This is a genomic window from Clostridioides sp. LIBA-7602, assembly GCF_056688945.1.
Genome location: NZ_CP196991.1, coordinates 3,123,280 through 3,143,953, shown reverse-complemented (window position 1 = coordinate 3,143,953; position 20,674 = coordinate 3,123,280). Strand labels below are relative to the sequence as shown.

19 protein-coding genes and 1 other annotated feature are annotated in these 20,674 nt (G+C 28.9%); of the genes, 17 read left to right on the top strand and 2 right to left on the bottom strand.

Features of this window, described 5'->3' with window-relative positions:
• The first annotated feature begins 194 nt into the window (after window positions 1-194).
• From ACTG45_RS14965 to ACTG45_RS14935, 7 genes are all read left to right on the top strand, one after another.
• Complete coding sequence (locus ACTG45_RS14965; RefSeq protein ID WP_021385630.1) at window positions 195-863, top strand: nucleoside recognition domain-containing protein; 669 nt, start codon at window positions 195-197, stop codon at window positions 861-863.
• A gap of 1 nt (window position 864) precedes the next feature.
• The gene (locus ACTG45_RS14960; protein ID WP_021385587.1) at window positions 865-1,350 is read left to right on the top strand and encodes a YjiG family protein; all 486 of its coding nucleotides are present in this window, start codon (window positions 865-867) and stop codon (window positions 1,348-1,350) included.
• 60 nt (window positions 1,351-1,410) lie between these two features.
• The gene (locus ACTG45_RS14955) at window positions 1,411-2,538 is read left to right on the top strand and encodes a M20 peptidase aminoacylase family protein (RefSeq protein WP_021385645.1); all 1,128 of its coding nucleotides are present in this window, start codon (window positions 1,411-1,413) and stop codon (window positions 2,536-2,538) included.
• Between the two features lie 270 nt (window positions 2,539-2,808).
• Window positions 2,809-3,999, top strand: a complete 1,191-nt coding sequence (locus ACTG45_RS14950; protein ID WP_479919277.1) for a MalY/PatB family protein — start codon at window positions 2,809-2,811, stop codon at window positions 3,997-3,999.
• Window positions 4,000-4,130: 131 nt separating this feature from the next.
• Window positions 4,131-4,386, top strand: a binding site (T-box leader).
• A gap of 58 nt (window positions 4,387-4,444) precedes the next feature.
• Window positions 4,445-5,446, top strand: coding sequence for an aspartate--ammonia ligase (gene asnA / locus ACTG45_RS14945; RefSeq protein WP_021385601.1), 1,002 nt, complete (start codon window positions 4,445-4,447; stop codon window positions 5,444-5,446).
• Between the two features lie 103 nt (window positions 5,447-5,549).
• Window positions 5,550-5,939 carry a YkvA family protein gene (locus ACTG45_RS14940; protein WP_021385599.1) on the top strand — a complete coding sequence of 130 codons (390 nt, stop codon included), beginning with the start codon at window positions 5,550-5,552 and terminating at the stop codon, window positions 5,937-5,939.
• Between the two features lie 160 nt (window positions 5,940-6,099).
• On the top strand, window positions 6,100-7,308 hold the full coding sequence (locus ACTG45_RS14935; RefSeq protein WP_021385368.1) for a dicarboxylate/amino acid:cation symporter: 1,209 nt from the start codon (window positions 6,100-6,102) through the stop codon (window positions 7,306-7,308).
• Window positions 7,309-7,393: 85 nt separating this feature from the next.
• Here ACTG45_RS14935 and ACTG45_RS14930 read toward each other — a convergent pair whose 3' ends face one another.
• Window positions 7,394-8,470, bottom strand: coding sequence for a pyridoxal phosphate-dependent aminotransferase (locus ACTG45_RS14930; protein WP_479919276.1), 1,077 nt, complete (start codon window positions 8,468-8,470; stop codon window positions 7,394-7,396).
• Window positions 8,471-8,698: 228 nt separating this feature from the next.
• On the opposite strand from ACTG45_RS14930, the gene hpt reads away from it, so the two are divergent.
• The 5 genes from hpt to ACTG45_RS14905 all read left to right on the top strand — a co-directional run bounded on the left by hpt (window position 8,699) and on the right by ACTG45_RS14905 (window position 12,194).
• Complete coding sequence (gene hpt / locus ACTG45_RS14925) at window positions 8,699-9,226, top strand: hypoxanthine phosphoribosyltransferase (protein ID WP_044213776.1); 528 nt, start codon at window positions 8,699-8,701, stop codon at window positions 9,224-9,226.
• A gap of 89 nt (window positions 9,227-9,315) precedes the next feature.
• Window positions 9,316-10,248 carry a phosphatase PAP2 family protein gene (locus ACTG45_RS14920; RefSeq protein ID WP_479919275.1) on the top strand — a complete coding sequence of 311 codons (933 nt, stop codon included), beginning with the start codon at window positions 9,316-9,318 and terminating at the stop codon, window positions 10,246-10,248.
• 54 nt (window positions 10,249-10,302) lie between these two features.
• The gene (locus ACTG45_RS14915) at window positions 10,303-11,529 is read left to right on the top strand and encodes a BaiN/RdsA family NAD(P)/FAD-dependent oxidoreductase (RefSeq protein WP_021385378.1); all 1,227 of its coding nucleotides are present in this window, start codon (window positions 10,303-10,305) and stop codon (window positions 11,527-11,529) included.
• An 83-nt stretch (window positions 11,530-11,612) separates the two neighbouring features.
• Window positions 11,613-11,834 (top strand): alpha/beta-type small acid-soluble spore protein, encoded by a 222-nt coding sequence (locus tag ACTG45_RS14910; RefSeq protein ID WP_003416009.1) that lies wholly within the window; start codon window positions 11,613-11,615, stop codon window positions 11,832-11,834.
• A 189-nt stretch (window positions 11,835-12,023) separates the two neighbouring features.
• The gene (locus tag ACTG45_RS14905; protein WP_021385572.1) at window positions 12,024-12,194 is read left to right on the top strand and encodes a hypothetical protein; all 171 of its coding nucleotides are present in this window, start codon (window positions 12,024-12,026) and stop codon (window positions 12,192-12,194) included.
• A 92-nt stretch (window positions 12,195-12,286) separates the two neighbouring features.
• Here ACTG45_RS14905 and ACTG45_RS14900 read toward each other — a convergent pair whose 3' ends face one another.
• Complete coding sequence (locus ACTG45_RS14900; RefSeq protein ID WP_021385554.1) at window positions 12,287-12,748, bottom strand: hypothetical protein; 462 nt, start codon at window positions 12,746-12,748, stop codon at window positions 12,287-12,289.
• A 191-nt stretch (window positions 12,749-12,939) separates the two neighbouring features.
• On the opposite strand from ACTG45_RS14900, the gene ACTG45_RS14895 reads away from it, so the two are divergent.
• The 5 genes from ACTG45_RS14895 to nifJ all read left to right on the top strand — a co-directional run bounded on the left by ACTG45_RS14895 (window position 12,940) and on the right by nifJ (window position 20,522).
• On the top strand, window positions 12,940-13,401 hold the full coding sequence (locus tag ACTG45_RS14895; RefSeq protein ID WP_021385435.1) for a hypothetical protein: 462 nt from the start codon (window positions 12,940-12,942) through the stop codon (window positions 13,399-13,401).
• A 42-nt stretch (window positions 13,402-13,443) separates the two neighbouring features.
• Window positions 13,444-15,207: a GAF domain-containing SpoIIE family protein phosphatase gene (locus ACTG45_RS14890; protein WP_479919274.1), complete on the top strand. Its 1,764-nt coding sequence runs from the start codon at window positions 13,444-13,446 to the stop codon at window positions 15,205-15,207.
• 7 nt (window positions 15,208-15,214) lie between these two features.
• The gene (locus ACTG45_RS14885) at window positions 15,215-15,823 is read left to right on the top strand and encodes a flavodoxin family protein (RefSeq protein WP_479919273.1); all 609 of its coding nucleotides are present in this window, start codon (window positions 15,215-15,217) and stop codon (window positions 15,821-15,823) included.
• A gap of 72 nt (window positions 15,824-15,895) precedes the next feature.
• Complete coding sequence (gene pduL / locus ACTG45_RS14880) at window positions 15,896-16,465, top strand: phosphate propanoyltransferase (protein ID WP_021385571.1); 570 nt, start codon at window positions 15,896-15,898, stop codon at window positions 16,463-16,465.
• 517 nt (window positions 16,466-16,982) lie between these two features.
• Window positions 16,983-20,522, top strand: coding sequence for a pyruvate:ferredoxin (flavodoxin) oxidoreductase (gene nifJ, locus ACTG45_RS14875; RefSeq protein WP_021385465.1), 3,540 nt, complete (start codon window positions 16,983-16,985; stop codon window positions 20,520-20,522).
• The last annotated feature ends 152 nt before the right edge of the window (window positions 20,523-20,674 follow it).

Below are 20,674 nucleotides of genomic sequence, written 5' to 3'. Positions count from 1 at the left end.
TGTTTTAATAGGCAGTAAAAAAAATAAGGTATTTGTAGACTTTAGAAGTTAGTAATTATAAGCAATTTACTGAATGGAATAAATTTACAATAAAAAGATATATACAAAAACATTATTATTAAGTTATTGGCATAAATTTTGCTTATTAAAGAGATATACTAATAAATTTTATTTAAACAGGAGGGAGAATTTAAATGAGCAAATTAGAATCAACAACAGAAAAAGTAGAGGTAAAATGGTATGGGTATGTAGCATTAATCTTGGGTGCATTATTCTTTTCAGGAATATTTAAAGATGCATCAGGGCCATTAAAAGTATTGGATTTTAACAATGTATTGGGTTCTTTTGGAACATTAGGAACAGTTAATGATGGTGTAGGTACATTAGCTGCAAATTTTAGAGGAGATGGAGGCACTGGTCCTAGAGATGGGTGGTTATACGCATTGACACTGATACCATCAGTTATGTTTGCACTTGGAATAGTTAGAGTTATAGACCATTTAGATGGAATGAAGGCAGCTCAAAAACTTCTTAGTCCTCTATTAAAACCATTACTAGGATTGCCTGGATTTGCAGGGTTAACTTTAATAGCTAGTTTACAATCTACTGATGCAGCTGCATCTATGACTAAAGAACTTAAAGATGATGGATATATAGATGATAAACAAAAAGCTGTATTTTGTGCATTTCAGTTTTCAGGTGCATCTGCAATCACGAACTTCTTTGCTTCTGGAGCAGCATTGTTTCCATTTATCGGAGATGTTCCAATATTTATACCACTTGCTTTAATATTAATTATGAAGTTTGTTGGAGCAAACTTACTTAGACTATATTTAAATAAATTTGACAAGGAGGAAGTTTAATATGAGTGAGGTAGCAAAAAAAGAAGTAAAAGCTAAGAAAGGGAATGTAATAGACGCATTTATTGGAGGAGCTAGAAATGGATTTCAAATAAGTACAAATTCAATGGCTCCAAATGTTATATTCGGTTTTGCTATAATTTCTATATTTAATTTAACAGGTCTTTTGGATTTAATAGGGACAATATTTACGCCTGTAATGAGTATATTTGGACTTCCAGGTGTTGCAGCAACTGCAATAATGACAATATTTATATCAATGGGAGGTGCATCTGGAGTAATAGCAGGTCTATTTACAGCAGGTCAGATAAGCCAAGCACATGTTGCAATTCTTTTACCAATGTTATTGCTTTCAGGAGCTCAGATACAATTTATGGGTAGACTCTTAGGGACTGCTGAATTAAAGACAAAATATTATCCACATATGTTTGTTATAGCAACTTTAAATGGTTGTATTGCAATGCTTATAATGAATTATTTCGTAGTATAGGTAATTATAAGAAAAGTTTAATATAAATAGAAGATTTACATTCTGAGGAGGAGTTATATTATGGAAACTAATAAAAATTATATTGAATATGTACATAGAGTGTATGATTATTTACACACTATACCAGAAAAAGGGTTTGAAGAATACAAGACATCGGAGTTTGTTTTAAAAGAACTTGAAAAAATGGGTTTTGAAGATATTAGTAAAGGCATTGCAGGAACTGGTATTATAGTAACTATAGATTCTAAAAAAGAAGGACCAGTATTTGCTATAAGAGCAGATATGGATGCGTTGGAATTTATAATAGATGGAGAAAAGAAAATGATACATGCTTGTGGTCATGATGGTCATACTTCTATGCTTTTAACAGCTGCAAAGTTAATAAAAGAAAGAAATTTAGTAAAGAGAGGAATTCTAAAAATACTTTTTCAACCAGGAGAAGAAAAGTTATATGGTGCATTAAGAGTAATTGATTCTGGTTTATTGGATGATGTGGAAGAAATGGTAGGTATGCACTTAAGACCTGGACAAGATTGTAGATTGGGAAAGGCAATACCTGCAATGTATCATTGTGCTAGTTGTATAATGGAATTTACGATTAAAGGTGTTACTTGTCATGGTTCTAAACCGCATTTAGGAGTAAATGCAGTAGATGCTGTTTGCTTAGCAGTGAATGCAATAAATGCAATAAGAGTAAATCCAGCTGTACCAAATTCTATAAAAGTAACAAATGTATCTGTTAAAGGAGAAACATATAATAATATACCAGATGAAGCATTTATGGCTTTAGATATAAGAGCAGAAAGTAATGAGATAATAGAAGAATTAAAAGAAAAAGCAATACATGCTGTAAAAACTTCTGCCAATTCTATAAATGCAGAAGCTGTGTTGCTTTCAAAAGATGGAGTCCCAGCAGCAGAGTTTGACGAAGAGCTTGTAAACTTAGCTGAAGAAACTATAAAAGATGTATTGGGAGAAGATGCGTCTATAGGTATATTTAAAAATTCTGGTGGAGAAGATTTTCACTATTATACACAAAAACTAAAATGTAAAACTACATATATTGGATTGGGAGCTGATGCTACACCAGGATTTCATAATCCAAATGTGACATTCGATACAAAAGCTTTAGAATATGGCGTTGATATATGGTGTAGATTAGTTGAAAAGAGATTGGGTAATATATAAATTAATGATTCCACATTTAGAATTTTAAAAATTGTAGAAAAAGATTGCTTATATTAGTTGAAATGTAATTAATATGAGCAATCTTATTTTGATATGGTGAAATTATTTTTGCAACATTGAAAAAAACTATGACAATAAAAATAAGTATATTTTTAATCTATTGGACAAAAAAGTGTTACTATTATAATATGTAGAATTGTAAAATGACACCAAATTACATCTAGTAATATACGTAATAATTATAAAATTTATATTTTTAGGAGGAGTAAAATGAGTAAATATAATTTTGACCGAGTAATAGATAGAGTGGGGACAGATTGTGTAAAATGGGACTTTAGAACTAATTGTTCACCAAAAGCACAAAAAGATGGTTTACCTTTTTGGATTGCAGATATGGATTTTGAATGTGCAGAGCCAATAATAGAAGCATTACATAAAAAAGTTGACCACAAAATATTTGGATACAGTTCTAATGACAGCGAGAGATACTTTAATGCAGTTTGTGGTTGGTATAAAAGAAGATTTAACTGGGAGATAAACAGAGAAGATATTATTTTTAGCCCAGGAGTTGTACCAGCTGTTGCTATTTTAGTAAGAATATTAACCGATTCTAATGAAGGTGTAATAGTTCAAAAACCAGTGTATTATCCATTTGAAGCTAAGATAAAAAGTAATAATAGAGAAGTTGTAAACAATCCTCTGATATATGAGAATGGCACATATAGAATGGATTATGTTGATTTAGAAGAAAAGGCTAAGTGTAGTAAAAATAAAGTACTTATACTTTGTAGTCCTCATAACCCTGTGGGCAGAGTATGGAGGGAAGATGAATTAAAAAAAGTTGTAGAAATATGCAAAAAATATGACTTATGGATAATAGCTGATGAGATACATTCTGACTTAATTAGAAAAGGATTTAAACATACTCCTTTACAATCATTATGCCCAGAATATAAAGATAAAATAGTTACATGTATAGCACCAAGTAAAACGTTTAATTTGGCTGGAATGCAACTATCTAATATAATAGTGAATAATAATGAATTAAAAAAGAAATATCAAGAAGAGGTCACAGCTGTTGGAGTTGGAACTTCACCAAATCCTTTTGCTATTGTGGCTACTATAGCAGCATATAATGAAAGTGAAGATTGGCTTAATGAATTGAATGAATATTTAGATAGTAATATAAAATTTATTGATGAATACTTAAAAGAAAATTTACCAAAAGTAAAACTTGTTTATCCAGAAGGAACGTATTTAGCATGGTTAGATTTTACTGCATATGGATTGAATGAAATAGAACTTGAAGATTTAATGTTTAAGAAAGCTAATGTATTATTTGATGAAGGCTATATATTTGGAAAACAAGGAATAGGATTTGAAAGAATAAATGTAGCATGCCCACAGTCTTTATTAAAAGAATGTATGGATAGATTAAAGGCTACATTTGAAAATTTATAAGTATATGTAAAAATTTATAGGATGTATAGAAATAAAAAATATTAAACTTGACAAATTTTAACTAATCACTTATCATACTATTATGAATAAATAGAAAACATAAGAGAGTTAAATTTTATTAGATTAAATTCTTAAAGACTTTGAAAGGAAGAGTAGTTATAGAATGTAGTTAAAGCGAGTTGGTGATGGTGTGAGACCAATATGAAGTCTATAATGAAGAACATCCTGGAGTTGCTAACCGAAATTTTAAAATAGTAGGCTTAGTCGGAACCAAACCGTTATCATATTGGGATGTATCGAGTAATATCTGTACATTATGAGCTGGGTTTAAATTTATTTTAAACTAATCAGGGTGGTACCGCGGAAAGATAACCTTTCGTCCCTTTTATATAGGGATGAGAGGTTTTTTTAATGGAAAAATATATAAATCTAGGGAGTGAATAATATGAGTACAATAATACCAAAGGATTATAAAAGTAGTTTGAATGTAATTGATACACAAGTAGCTATAAAAAAATTAAAAGATTTTTTTGAAATGAGATTAAGTAATGAGCTAAATCTAATAAGAGTTTCTTCTCCATTATTTGTATTACCTGAAACAGGTGCAAATGATAATTTAAATGGAGAAAAGGCTGTAAGTTTTGATATACCATTTATGAATAAAAATGCAGAAATTGTTCAATCACTTGCAAAATGGAAGAGATTAGCTCTTAAAAAATATGGCTTTGAAGTTGGTAGTGGTTTATATACAGATATGAATGCGATAAGAAAAAATGAAGAATTAGATAACATACATTCTCTTTATGTAGACCAATGGGATTGGGAATTGGTGATAGATAAAAGTAGCAGAAATGAAAAAACTTTGAAAGATATTGTAAAAAGATTGTATGGAGTATTTAAAGATACTGAAATATTTGTATGTAGCATGTATGAAGGTATAAAAGAAATATTGCCAGAAGAAATAACATTTATAACATCACAAGAGTTAGAAGATATGTATCCAGAACTATCTCCAAAGGAAAGAGAAGATAAAATTGTAAAAGATAAGAAAGCTGTATTTATAACTCAAATAGGAAAGACACTAATGTCAGGAGAAAAGCATGATGGAAGAAGCCCTGACTACGATGATTGGGAATTGAATGGAGATATATTATTTTATAACCCTGTTTTAGATTCTGCATTAGAACTATCTTCAATGGGAATTAGGGTTGATGAAGAGTCTCTTGATAGACAATTAAAACTGGCTGAATGTGAAGAAAGAAAAGAGTTTGATTATCATAAGATGCTTTTAAATGGTGAACTTCCATATACAATTGGTGGAGGTATTGGTCAGTCAAGAATATGTATGTATTTCTTACAAAAAGCTCATATAGGAGAAGTACAAGTTGGAGTATGGCCACAAGATATGATTAAAAATTGTAGTAGTGCAGGAATTGAATTATTATAATTTAAATATATACTAATTGATAAAATTTATAGCTAATATACTCATCAAATTAATTATATCGGTTATAATGTAGAATAACCTATAATTATAAGAGGTGGTAAATATGGAATCTCTAAGAAGAGTCGTTAATATAATTTTAGATTTTTTAAAAAAAATTTTAGTGAGATTTAAAAATGCTAAATTTGGTTTACTTTTTATATTTGATTTACTCAAACTACCTGATTTTATGACTGATAAAAGAATCAATATAGTTTATAAAGTAAAAGTAGTTTCTGTTTTGATTTTCACTATATCATACTTTGTATCTGGAGTTGATATAATCCCGGAGATGCTTACTGGAGCATTTGGATTTATAGACGATATTATAGTATTAATTTGGAGTATAGGTATTGTGAATGAAGAAATTAATAGATATAGAGATATTACAAAAAAAGATAAACATTCAAATATAATTGAAAATGTAGAATTTTCTATAAAAGATGAAGAAGAATAACAATTTATATATGTTATTCTTTTTTTTATTAACAAAAACTGGTTAAATTGTTGACGGACAGTTAAAACTCTATTATCATAATAAGTGGATATCCAATATTTAGCTAAGTATTCAATGTACAAGGATGCTTAATTTAAAAAAATTATGGAGGGTAAATATTATGAAGAAAAAAATAGGTTTAGTGCCCAAACTAATCATCGGTATCATAGTCGGTATTTTAATCGGAAGTTATGCACCAGAAATACTTGTACAAATATTAGTAACAGTTAGTACTCTATTCTCAGCATTCCTAAAGTTTGTCATACCATTTATAATTATAGGGTTTGTAACAGCAGGTATAGCAGATTTAGCAACAGGAGCAGGAAAATTATTAGGAATAACTACAGCAATAGCATATGGTTCTACTCTAATTGCAGGGTTATTATCATTTGCAGTATCTATGCTAATTTTCCCAAATTTTATTGATGCAAGTGTAGCAAGTCAAATTGGAGACCCAGAAGCAGGAATGTTAGCTCCAATCTTCACAATTCCATTAGAGCCTATGGTAGATGTAACAGCAGCAATTGTGTTTGCATTTGTAATGGGACTTGGAATATCAGCTTTAAGAAATCATGGAAAGGGAGAAACTTTATTTAAATTCTTCCAAGAATTCCAAGAAATTGTGACGAAAACGTTGTCAACAGTAATTATACCTTTATTACCTTTATACATAGCAGGAACTTTTGCAAATATAACTATAGCAGGGCAAGTATGGACAATATTAGGGGTATTCTGGAAAGTTTATTTAGTGGTAATACCTTTACATTTTGTATATATGGCATGTCAATTTACAGCATCAGGAATGTTTTCAGGAAAAAACCCAGTAAAAATGTTAAAAAATCAAATACCTGGATATTTAACAGCTATAGGTACTCAGTCTTCAGCAGCAACTATACCAGTTAACGTTGGTTGTGCAGAAAAAAATGGAGTAAGTAAGCAAATCAGAGAATTTGTTGTGCCTCTTTGTGCAACAATACATTTATCAGGTAGTATGATATCAATAACAGGATTCACAACAGCAGTTTTAATGATGAATGGTATGCCACATGGAATAGGTGTATTATTCCCTTATATTGCAATGTTAGGTATAGCAATGGTTGCAGCACCAGGAGCACCAGGGGGAGCTATAATGAGTGCACTTCCTTTCTTACCAATGGTTGGAATACCATCAGATGGTGGTCTTGCGAGCTTAATGATAGCTTTATACTTAACTCAAGACAGTTTTGGTACAGCATGTAATGTATCAGGAGATAATGCAATAGCAGCAGTTGTTGATAAAATAAATGATGGAATGAGTAAAAAAGGAAACAAAGAAAAGCAAAGTGCTTAGTTTGTTAATAAACGAAAATGAGTTATCTCGCATAGAGATAACTCATTTTTTATATTATATAGAGTTATAAAATAAAGTGATTTTTCTATTTGAAAATTGATTTAAGAGATGATATTAATAATTTGTTTTCATTAGGTTTTAGTATACATACTCTAAAGAAATATTCATCTAGACCTTCAAATGAATAACAATCTCTTATTATTATCTTTTGAGGAATTAATTTCTCACGAAGAGCTTTAGCAGTAAATTCCTTTGTTTTAATTTTACATAGTATGAAATTACCTTTAGTATCATACACATCTAAGTGCTTAATCTTTTTAAGTTCTTTAAGTAAATAATCTCTTTCAGTATTCATTAAAGAAATAGTGCTTGATATAAAATTTGAATCACTAAACATGATTTCTCCCATTTTGGAAGCTATTATATTTATATTCCATAAATCTAGATTTTTATTTATTTCAGTTTTAACATCAGTGTTAGATATAAGGCCATATCCAAGTCTTATGCCAGGTGTTGAAAAAAATTTTGATGTACCTCTTATAACAAATAAATTATGATAATCATCAACTAATTGAGTACAAGAGTATATGTCTGTATCAGTAAACTCTACATAAGTCTCATCAATCATCAAAAATGAGTCTGTGTTTTTTAAAATCTCTCTCACTTCTATTTTAGTAAATGCAAATCCAGTAGGATTGCTAGGGTTGCAGATTACAACCAAATCATAATCTTTAGAGTTAATAGTTTTTATAAGATTTTCTAAATTTATATGAAAATTATCCTCTTCTTTGGCAAAGTATTTATCTATAGAACAATTAATTTTAGATAGCTCTTTTTCATATTCTGAATAAGCAGGAGAAAGTAAAAGTGCTTGTTTAGGGTTAATTGTATGTATAAATGATGAAATTAATTCTGTAGCTCCACTACCAAGTACTATATTATCTATAGAACATTTGCAGTAATTGGATATAGAAGTTTTTAAGTCTATGTAATCGGGGTCAGGATACATAGATACCATATCTATATTGTTTACAATGTACTGTTTGGCTAAACTTGATGTACCAAAAGGATTGATATTTGAACTAAAATCCATAAATTCTTCCTTTGAAAAGCCATACTTACTAGATAAACTATATAAATTAGCTCCATGATTTGTGCTCATAAAAGTACCTCCAAAAATAAAATTATATAATTGATAAAAATAACTGATTAATATACGTACATATAGATTATAATACAAAGGAATGTTTATTCCAAATTTTTAAGATAAAAAGCAAAAAAGTATGGATAAGCTGTTACTTTGAGTTCAAAAATGATGAAAAATATTTTAATTGATATTTTGGTATGCTATAATATATAGGTTAATAGATGGAAAGCGGGAGGATACAAGATGTACAAAATTACAGGAAAAATGTTGACAGAAGAACAAATAAAAGAAAAAGTTTATGAATTAGGTAAAAAGATAGAAGAAGATTTTAAAGGTGAAGATTTACTAGTAGTAGGTATCCTTAAAGGAGCTAGTGTATTTGTTTCAGATTTAATAAGATGTATAGATTTAGATGTAAATATAGATTTTATGAGTGTTACAAGTTATGGTAGTTCAACAGAATCTTCTGGAACAGTTAAAATATTAAAAGACTTAGATGTAGATATTGAAGGAAAGAATGTGTTAATTGTTGAAGACATAATAGATTCTGGATTGACATTAAGCAACCTGGTTGCAGCTTTAAAGACTAGAAGCCCAAAATGTCTAAAACTATGTACTTTACTTGATAAACCTCAAAGAAGAAAAGCTAATATACCTGTAGATTATGTGGGGTTTGTTATTGAAGATAAATTTATTGTTGGCTATGGAATAGATTATGCTGAGAAGTATAGAAATTTACCTTATATAGGTATAGTTGAGGATGTAGAATAAGACTTAAATGTGAATTAAAAGCACTAATCTCTAAGGGAGTTAGTGCTTTTTAATTAAGTATATAAAATTTTAGTGAAGGAGACATCTATATGGATATTCAATTAAGTATATTATTATTTTTCCAAAATTTAAGAAATCCAATTTTGAACTTTATATTTCTTGTATTCACAATAAGTACAGAAGCACCACTATTAATATTAATTACAACAATCATTTACTGGTGTATAAATAAAAAATGCGGACAGAAAATATTGTTTGCTATAATTGGAAACTTCGTTGTAAATTTAGGAATCAAAGAATTTGTAAAAGCACCTAGACCAATAGGAATAAAAGGTCTTGAATCATTGAGAGTTTCTACTGCTGGTGGTTACTCTTTCCCAAGTGCTCATACTCAAACTGCAACTACATTTTGGGTTAGCATTATGACTATATTTAAAAATAGATATATTCACTTAATAGGTGCAGTAATGGTCTTAGGCGTTGGATTTTCTAGACTATATTTGGCAGTTCATTGGCCTATAGACGTAATTGCTGGCTGGATATTAGGTATATTTTTTACAGTGATATTTGTAAAAATATTTGACTATATCGATGATAATAAAAATTATATTTTTCTTGTAACTTTACTAATACCATTTGTAATAGTAGCTATATTTCTAAATAGTCCTGAGTATTTTGAAAAATTTGGTATTATAGTAGGGTTTGTATTTGGATATATAGTTGAAGATATATTTGTTAAATTTAATACAGATAATAATACAAAAAAAATTAATTTTAGTAGTAAAAATAAAAACAGTAAAAATATAATATTTTCAAGAATATGTAGGTTTTTGATTGGGATAGTAACAATAGGCATGTTATATATTGGTATTAAAGTATTTATTTCAATGTTAATTGTTACTTTAAATCTAAGTGATTCCAATGTGAGTATAATTTTTATGAACTTTATAAAGAATACTGTAGTTGTTTTTTATGGAGTCGCAGGAGCTCCTGCATTATTTAAACTTTTGAAATTAAATTAAATTATTAAATTAATAGTTTAATTTAAAAAATTAAGGGAAGAAGAGAGTGATTATTTGAAAAAGGTAGTAGTAATAGGTGGAGGACCAGCAGGGATGATAGCAGCATCAACTGCATGTGAAAGAGGATTTGACGTAACATTAATTGAGAAAAATTATAAATTAGGTAAAAAACTTTCGATAACAGGAAAAGGTAGATGTAATATAACTAATGCTTGTGATATAGAAGAACTAATAGAAAATGTTCCTACAAATGGAAAGTTTTTATATAGTGCTTTTTATACTTTTACAAATGATGATGTAATAAGTATGTTTAATAATCTTGGTGTAAAAACTAAAACAGAAAGAGGAAAAAGAGTGTTTCCAGAAAGTGATAAAGCATTTGATGTTGTAAAGGCTCTTGAAAAACAACTTAAAAACAAGAAAGTAGATATATTATTAAATTCGAAAGTAGAAAAAATAATATCTAAAAATAATAAAATTGAAAAAGTAGTTCTAGCCAATAAAAAAGAAATCAAGTGCGACTCAGTTATAGTAGCAACTGGAGGATTAAGTTATCCACTTACTGGTTCTACTGGTGATGGATATAAATTTGCTGCTTCTCAGGGACACACTATTGTAGATACAAAGCCATCTTTAATTGGTATTGAAATACAAGAAAGCTTTATAAAAGATTTGGAAAAATTATCATTAAGAAATGTTGAGATAAGAGTATTTAATAGCAAACAAAAGAAAGTTTATAGTGATTTTGGAGAACTTGAATTTACTAAGTTTGGCTTAGATGGACCTATAATAAAATCTGCAAGTTGTAGAATGAAAGATACAACTAAAGAAAATTACACTATATTGTTGGATTTAAAACCAGCATTAGACGAAGAAAAGCTGGATAAAAGAGTTCAAAAAGATTTCACAAAGTATACAAATAAAAAATTTGAAAAAGCATTGGACGATTTACTTCCAAAAAAACTTATACCTGTAATAATAAATTTAAGTGATATTAATCCAGATACAGTTGTTCACCAAATTTCTAGAGAACAGCGAAAAAACTTAGTTCATTTACTAAAAAATTTAAAGTTTACTGTAAAAAGATACAGACCTATTGATGAAGCTATAATAACTTCTGGTGGTGTAAAAGTAAATGAGATAAATGCAAGTACAATGGAGTCAAAATTAGTAGAAGGTCTATTTTTTGCTGGAGAGATAATAGATATAGATGCATATACAGGAGGATTCAATTTACAAATAGCTTTTTCTACTGGATATTTAGCAGGCTTTAATTGCTAAAAATTACCTGAATTAAAAATGTTTAAAATCACATAATATTATCAGCAACACAAAATAAATTAAACAGAAGGAAGGTAATCAACATGGCAAGTAACAATAACAACAACAGAACAGTAGTACCAGGAGCAAAAGAGGCTTTAAACCAAATGAAATTAGAAATAGCTAATGAACTTGGTATGAGTAATTATCAACAAGTTGATAAAGGAAACCTTACTGCAAGAGAAAATGGTTATGTAGGTGGATACATGACTAAAAAATTAGTTGAAATGGCTGAACAACAAATGGCTGGAAAAAGCAACAGATAGTTAATAAATAATTATTTATAACTATTAGGCTATTAGTTTAGCTAAAGCTATCTCAAATATAGAAAGTAATTTCTAAATTGAGATAGCTTTTTTTTATTAAATTTTACATAGGTGCATTTTTATGTAATAAATTTTAGGAATTTGGATAAAATAATACAAATGAATATGTTACATAAGGAGTGATGTAAAATGAGTAGCGTAAATTTTGAGGATTTAAAAAACAAATTTATTAATAGTGACTTAGATGAAAAGATAAGAATATACACAACAACAGAAGGTCTATCAGTAGAACAATTCAAAGAGCTATTGAGATATTATCCAATACAACATTTATCTAAATTAGAAAAAGCTCTTGGATAATAATCTTTGATTAAAAAATTAAAAGGCAATTTATTTAATATTAAAAATAGTTTTTATTAAATAAATTGCCTTTTTATAATAATTTTATATTATCATACTTTTGATATATAATTATAGATTCTCTCATTTCCAAGCTCAATAGAACCAGTATTAATAAGAGTAACGATTCCTTCTATATCCTTAGAAGTTAAGTATTTATATGGAATCAATAAATTATAACCAGTATCATTTAGTAAGTTTTTTAATTGGATTACTTGAGAGATGTTGAAACACTCTACAGACTTAGTAAATTTTTTTCTAGAGTTAGATAAATTTTCATTTTGTATTTTTATCAAAGTTTCTATATAGTCTATATAAGATAATTTAAAGTCGTACTCCTTGACTATTTTTTCATCAAGTATATTACTAATAAAACCTTGAGATAATATATTATCTGCAAATTTATCTGCGGTTAATTTACCAGATGTTATACCTTTTTGGTATTTCCTAAGTATTTTTTTAGTATAGCAGTATATTTTATTTCTTGTTTCTAAATCAAGTTGTTCTATTTGCACACAACCACTTCCTTCTAATTGTAAAAATATTTATTTTAAAAAATTTATACTTAGCCTATAAAGTTTTACTAACTTATTTACAATAAATACTAAATTATAAAATATTTGTTATTTTTTATTATTACCAAGTATAAAAAATATTATAATTGTAAAACTTACAAATATATGTAAAATATTTAGGAGTGATGAAAATGTTAAATGGGATAATAAAGCTTTTTTATTCTGAAATTGTAAAAACAAAGATTAATAATTTAGATTCAAGTGGATATTCTTTAAGAGATGAATGTAAAGAAATCAGAAATATAACTTTAAAAATAGACAGCGTATTTTTTAAACTTTTAAAGTTAGTTTTTGGTTCAATATTACTTATGCTAGCATTTAATTTAAATTTGGTTTTAGGTATAGGAGTGTTTTTAATTGGTGTGGTTTATATTCTATATAAGAGAAATATGGAAGAACAAGTAAAAGAACATATAAATAATGTAAAGAATAATATAGACATCTCTAAAATTACTTTTATGGATGAAAAAGGAAGAACAGGTCTAAATGCACTAATTACATTGCTTCTTATAGGATTATTGACAGGATTTAACTGGATATTAGTTGCTAGTTTTGTCGTTGTTTTTGTTTTTACTATAAAGAATGTATGTTAAAATACTAATAAATAGTTTAATATATAGGGGGAGAAATTGAGTATGACTAATGGCAGTTATAAAATGAAGAATTTAGTGGAAATATCCGCTATGGTGACTGAATCTACAGATTTTTTTAATATAAAAGACGACATAATAGAAAAAATGTTAGAGGTTGTTCACCCTACAAAGGCATGTGTAAATCTATTCTATAAAAATGATTCTAAACATGCCTACTTAGTATGTTCACAAACCTTAGAATATGTACCTCAAATTTTTCCAATCAATAGTCTTAAAGGTGCAAAGATTGATTTTGACACGTATCCAGAATATATACATGAAGCTGTAAATGAAAAGAAGATAATATATGTAAAAAATGTATTTGAAGATTCTAGAGCAGAAGGTGAACGAGATTTAGCAAAATCTGAAGGTTATATTGGGAGAATAGTTTTTCCTTTTATAATAAACAATGTAGTTGTTGGATTTATGACTTGCTTTTTAAAAGAGGAGGATTATTTAACAGAACAAGATATAGACTTTATATCCTCTGTTGCATCACTTCTAAGTTTATCAATAGAAATAACTAATAAAAACAATAATGTACAAATTTTAATTGATAAGTTAAGAGGTTCAATAAGTGCTATAAATGAAGCTACTAAAAAATTATACCTTAATAAGAGTATAGATGGTTTTTTAGAAAATTTAAGTAAACAAGCTTGCAATATTACTAATAGTAAAGAAGCTTTAATAATTATAACTGGTCATGAAAATAAGGATAAAATATTTAGCTGTTATAATACTGAGCAAAAAAAGAAAACCAATTTATACCCTATGCTTGATACATTTTTGAAGAAAGAGTCATTGGGAGGATACCTAAATAACTTAAAACCATGTTCAAAAAAGGGAATAAACTTGGAAAGTTATATATATTATAAACTTCAGGATAAGAATGAGACTATAGGGTGTATAGTTTGTGCAAACAGTAAAAACTATACTAGTGATGATTTAAATATTCTTAGTATATTGTCCAAACAAGTTTCTGTTGGAATGCAATTATATGAGCACAACGAAAAAGAAGTAAAACACAAAGTTCTTGAAAATGAGTTGAATATATTAAATAAACAGCAACAACTTATTATGGACAAAGGAAAAATGGATTGTAATGATGAGAAAGAGCTTTATTTTTATCATAAACCAGCAAGAGTAGTAGGAGGAGATTTTTATTATGCTACAAGGGTAGATGATGAACACATAGTTTATATTGTAGCTGATGTAATGGGACATGGAATGGTATCAAATTATGTTGTTGCGATGATAAAAGGAGCTTTTAAAGTATTATGCAATCAATATAATACACCAAGAGAAATAATGACACATTTAAATAGCATGTTGTATGATGAATTTGATAAAATGGGTGTATTTACAACATGTTTGATAGGTACTATAGATACTAAAGAAAATATTATTACAGTATCTAATGCTGGTCACTACAGTCCTGTAGTTGTAAAGAAGGATGGGACGATAGAAAATAATTTGAATTGTAAAAAAGGAATACCTATTGGGATAATGGAAGATGCTACCTATGAAAATAATACTCTTTCAATGGAAGATTATGCAATGGTATGTATGTACACTGATGGAATTTTAGAGATAAAAAATACATCAAAAGAAGAATATGGTATAAATAGATTAGAAAACTTTCTAAAAGAAAACTTTAGATTGAATCAGCAGTTAATAGTAGAAAATCTAAAATTAGATTTAAAGAATTTCTCATCAAAAGATAATTATGATGATGATATTTTAATCGTTATGTTAAAGGATAGGTAGATTGATTATGGATTTAAATAATAAAAAACAACTTAAAAGTCCAGAGATTATGATAATAAATGGAAGCCCAAGAAATAATAAAAATTGCAGTTTTATAGCAAATGAAGTAAAGGTTAAGTTAGAAGAGAGTGGATTGAGTAGTAAAATATTTAACATATATGATATGGATATTGAATATTGTACAGCATGTGAATTTTGTGAAAAAACAGGTTTTTGCAAGTTTAATGATGACATGAAACCATTATATAAAATGTTTGATGAATCAAAAGGAACTATCGTGATAAGCCCTGTACACTTTGATTCAATCTCAGCTAAATTAAAAACTGTTGTTGATAGAACTCAAGCTATATATGCAAGTAAATATGTGCTAAAGAAGCCCTCAATTGATAGGAATAAGAAACGTATTGGTATGTATATTGCAGTAGGAGGTAGTAAATCCTATGATTCACAATTTAAAGGTGGGCAGATTGTCATGGATTTTTTCTTTAAGAGTATAAATACTAAACTTTTACACAATATATATTTAAATAATACAGACAATATACCTTACACAGATAATCAAGAATTTAAAGATATAATATATAAAAATTTAAAGATATATATTGATTCAATATAATTTGATTTTGTAGGTAATATTATGTATAATTGTATTGCAATAATTTAAAATAATTAAAAGGAGGGAATTTCAATGAAATTACCAATAGCATTATCTAATAAACATGTTCATTTGAGTCAAGCTGATATAGACGTATTATTTGGAGCAGGTCATGAATTAACTAAATTTAAACCATTATCTCAACCAGGACAATATGCCTGTGAAGAAAAGGTAGATTTAGTAGGACCAAAAGGAACTTTAAAAGGAGTTAGAGTATTAGGACCAGCTAGAGCTCACACTCAAGTTGAAATATCTTTAGCAGATGGATTCCCATTAGGAGTAAAAGCACCAATAAAAGAATCTGGTGATATAGCTGGAACTCCAGGTGTTAAATTAGTAGGACCTGCTGGAGAAGTGGAAATGAAAGAAGGAGTTATAGTTGCTTCTAGACATATACATATGAGCAATGAAGACGCTGCTAAATTTGGTGTAGCTGATAAGCAAATAGTAAAAGTTAAAACTTCTGGACCAAGAGCATTAGTATTTGAAAATGTATTAGTAAGAGCTAGTGATAGCTTCAATCTAGAAATGCATGTTGACATGGAAGAAGGAAATGCAGCAGGAGTTAAAAATGGAGAGTTAGTAGAATTAATAGTTGATTAATATTATAAATGAAATTTATGCTAGTGGATGCTCTATTTGCTAGCATATTTTTTTAAATGTAATAAATTTCTATTTGATAAAATTAATCTATTAGATTAATTTATAAAATAAAGGGGTATTATGAAAAATATAATAAAAACTTACAAAAACATAATGTAATATGGTAAAATTATATATATAAAAATTTGCATATATAAAGATAACTATTTTACTCTTTAGACCAATATATACAAATAGATAAAAAAGTTTGAAAAATCTAACTTAATTTATTATATATTGTATACAAAATTATGAAGAAAACTTAACATATTTAATTTAAAAAAAAATCTACTTAAATATGTAATTAATTTACAATTTTCAAAGGAATTTTATCTAATCTGTAGTATTATATTAGAAGATAGAGTATTTGCGCGACTATATGTGTGTTTATATTTTTGTTGTGTAAATTATATGTAAATATAAAAAATAGACTTGTTATAAACAAGTACAATTGTAGCTATCAAGGAGGATACATATTATGGCTAAGTTTATGAAAACACTTGATGGAAATACAGCTGCAGCTCACGTTGCCTATGCGTTTACAGATGTAGCAGCTATATATCCAATCACACCATCTTCAACTATGGCTGAAGTAGTTGATGAGTGGGCATCACAAGGAAGAAAAAATGTATTTGGACAAGAAGTTAATGTTGTTGAAATGCAGTCAGAAGCAGGAGCAGCAGGAGCATTCCATGGTTCTTTACAAGGAGGCGCTTTAACTTCTACTTTTACAGCATCTCAAGGTTTATTATTAATGATACCTAACATGTATAAAGTTGCAGGAGAGTTATTACCAGGAGTATTCCATGTAAGTGCTCGTGCTTTAGCATCTCAAGCTTTATCAATATTTGGGGATCATCAAGACGTTATGGCTGCTAGACAAACTGGATGTGTATTATTAGCTTCTGGTTCAGTTCAAGAAGTAGCTGATATAGCACCAGTTGCACATTTAGCTGCAATAGAAGGTAGATTACCATTTATACATTTCTTTGATGGATTCAGAACTTCACATGAAATCCAAAAAGTTGAATTATTAGAAAATGAAGATTACGCAAGTTTATTAAATTTTGAAGCAGTTCAAGCATTTAGAGATAACGCATTATCTCCAAATCATCCAGTTACTCGTGGTACTGCTCAAAATCCAGATATATATTTCCAAACTAGAGAAGCTTCTAACAAATACTATCAAAATATAGTAGGTATAGTTGAAAAATACATGGAAAAAATGAGTAATTTAACAGGTAGAAAACATAGTTTATTTGATTATTATGGAGCAGAAGATGCTAAATATGTATTAATAGCTATGGGGTCTGTAACAGAGACAATAGAAGAAACTATAGATTACTTAAATGCTAAGGGAGAAAAGTATGGTTTAGTTAAAGTTCATTTATATAGACCATTCTCAATGAAACATTTCTTAGATGCTATGCCATCTACTGTTGAAAGAATATGTGTACTTGATAGAACTAAAGAGCCAGGTGCAACTGGTGAACCATTATACTTAGATGTACGTGATGTATTCTATGGAAAAGAAAATGCTCCTATGATAATAGGTGGAAGATATGGATTAGGTTCAAAAGATACTACTCCTTCAGATATAAAAACTGTTTTTGATAACTTAGTTTCAGAACAACCTAAGAATGGATTCACAGTAGGTATAGTTGATGATGTAACTAATACTTCTTTAAATCCAGCTGAGCCAATTAAAATAGCTTCTAAAGGAACTATAAGATGTAAGTTCTGGGGATTAGGTTCTGACGGTACTGTTGGAGCTAACAAACAAGCTATAAAAATAATCGGTGACCACACTGAAAAATATGCTCAAGCTTACTTTGATTATGACTCTAAAAAATCTGGTGGTATAACTATGTCTCACTTAAGATTTGGTGATACTCCAATAAGAGCAACTTATTTAATAGATGAGGCTGACTATATTGCCTGTCATAAACAATCATATGTTTATCAATATGATTTATTAAAAGGTCTTAAAAAAGGTGGTACATTTGTACTTAACACTATATGGGACCAAGCTGGAATTGAAGAAAACTTACCAGCTCATATGAAACAATATATAGCTAAAAATGATATAAAATTCTATACAGTTAATGCTGTTAAATTAGGACAAGAAATAGGTCTTGGAAACAGAATAAACATGATAATGCAATCTGCATTCTTTAAATTAGCTGAAATAATACCAGAAGAAGATGCTGTTAAATACTTAAAAGATTCTATAGTTAAAGCTTATGGTAAAAAAGGTGAAAAAATAGTTAACATGAACTATGCTGCTGTTGATGCAGGAATAAATGCTTTAGTTAAAGTTGAAGTTCCAGCTTCTTGGACAAATGCTGTTGATGCAGATAAAGAAGAAGTTAAAGAACCAGAATTTATAAGAAATATATTAAGACCAATGACTGCACAAGAAGGAAATAACTTACCAGTAAGTACATTCAATGGTATAGAAGATGGAACATTCCCTTGTGGTACTTCAGCTTACGAAAAACGTGGTATAGCTGTTGATGTTCCTGAATGGATAACAGATAACTGTATCCAATGTAACCAATGTTCTTTTATATGTCCTCATGCATGTATAAGACCAGTATTAGTTACTGAAGAAGAATTAGCTAATGCTCCAAAAGGATTTGAGACTAAAAAAGCATTAGGTAAAGGATTAGAAGGATTAAAATATAGAATTCAAGTTAGTCCACTTGACTGTACAGGATGTGGAAACTGTGCTGACATATGTCCAGCTAAAGAAAAAGCTTTAGTTATGAAGCCAATAGATACTCAACTTGATACAGAGTTAGATAATTGGGCATTTGCAGTAAATCCTGATGAAGTAGCTCCAAAAGTAGATGTTATGCCTGCAAATACTGTTAAAGGAAGTCAATTTAGACAACCATTAATGGAATTCTCAGGAGCATGTGCTGGATGTGGAGAAACTGCATACATCAAGTTAGTTACACAATTATATGGAGATAGAATGATGATAGCTAATGCTACTGGATGTTCTTCTATATGGGGAGCTTCTGCACCATCAACTCCTTATACTTGTAACCATGAAGGTAAAGGTCCATCTTGGGCAAACTCTTTATTTGAAGACAATGCTGAATACGGATTTGGTATGTACACAGCTGTTAAACAAATAAGAGGAAAAATAGTAGATGCTATGACAGAATTAGTTTCTATGGATATCTGTGAAGATGCTAAAGCAGTATTTACAGAATGGTTAGATTCTAGAAATGATGGAGAAGCTTCTAAAGTAGCAAGTGCTAAAGTTGTTGAATTATTAGCAAAAGCAGATTGTGATTGTACAGATGCAAAAGCTAAAGAATTAGTAAAAGCTATCGAGGATAGAAAAGATTATCTAGTTAAGAGATCTCAATGGATACTAGGTGGAGATGGTTGGGCATATGATATCGGTTATGGTGGATTAGACCATGTTCTTGCATCTGGTGAAAATGTAAATGTACTTGTATTTGATACAGAAGTATACTCAAATACAGGAGGTCAAGCTTCTAAAGCTACTCCAGCTGCTGCTATGGCTAAATTTGCTGCTGCAGGTAAGCAATCTAGAAAGAAAGATTTAGGAATGATGGCTATGACTTACGGAAACGTATATGTAGCTCAAGTTGCTATGGGTGCTGATAAAAACCAATTTATCAAAGCTGTTCTAGAAGCTGAAAAACATGATGGACCATCTTTAATAATAGCTTATGCTCCATGTATAAACCATGGATTAAAAGAAGGTATGGGAAGAACTGTAGCTAACGAAGCACAAGCTGTTGCTTGCGGATACTGGCATTTATACAGATTCAATCCAGAAGTGAAAGCTGAAGGTAAAAACCCATTCACTTTAGACTCTAAAGAACCAACTGCAAGCTTCAGAGATTTCATACTTGCACAAGTAAGATACTCTGCTATAGCTAAGCAATTCCCAGAGCAAGCTGAGGGATTATTTACTAAAGCTGAAGCTGATGCTAAAGAAAGATATGAAGGATATAAAAAATTAGCTGAATAATATTAAAGTGTTATAAGCTTATGTAAAGTATAGATTTAATAAAAAGGGGCTATCTCAAAATAGAGATAAGCTCTTTTTTATTGTTGAAATGATAAAAATATATTTGATTTCATACAAAAAAGAGAGTCTCATGAACTAAAAAATTCATCTGA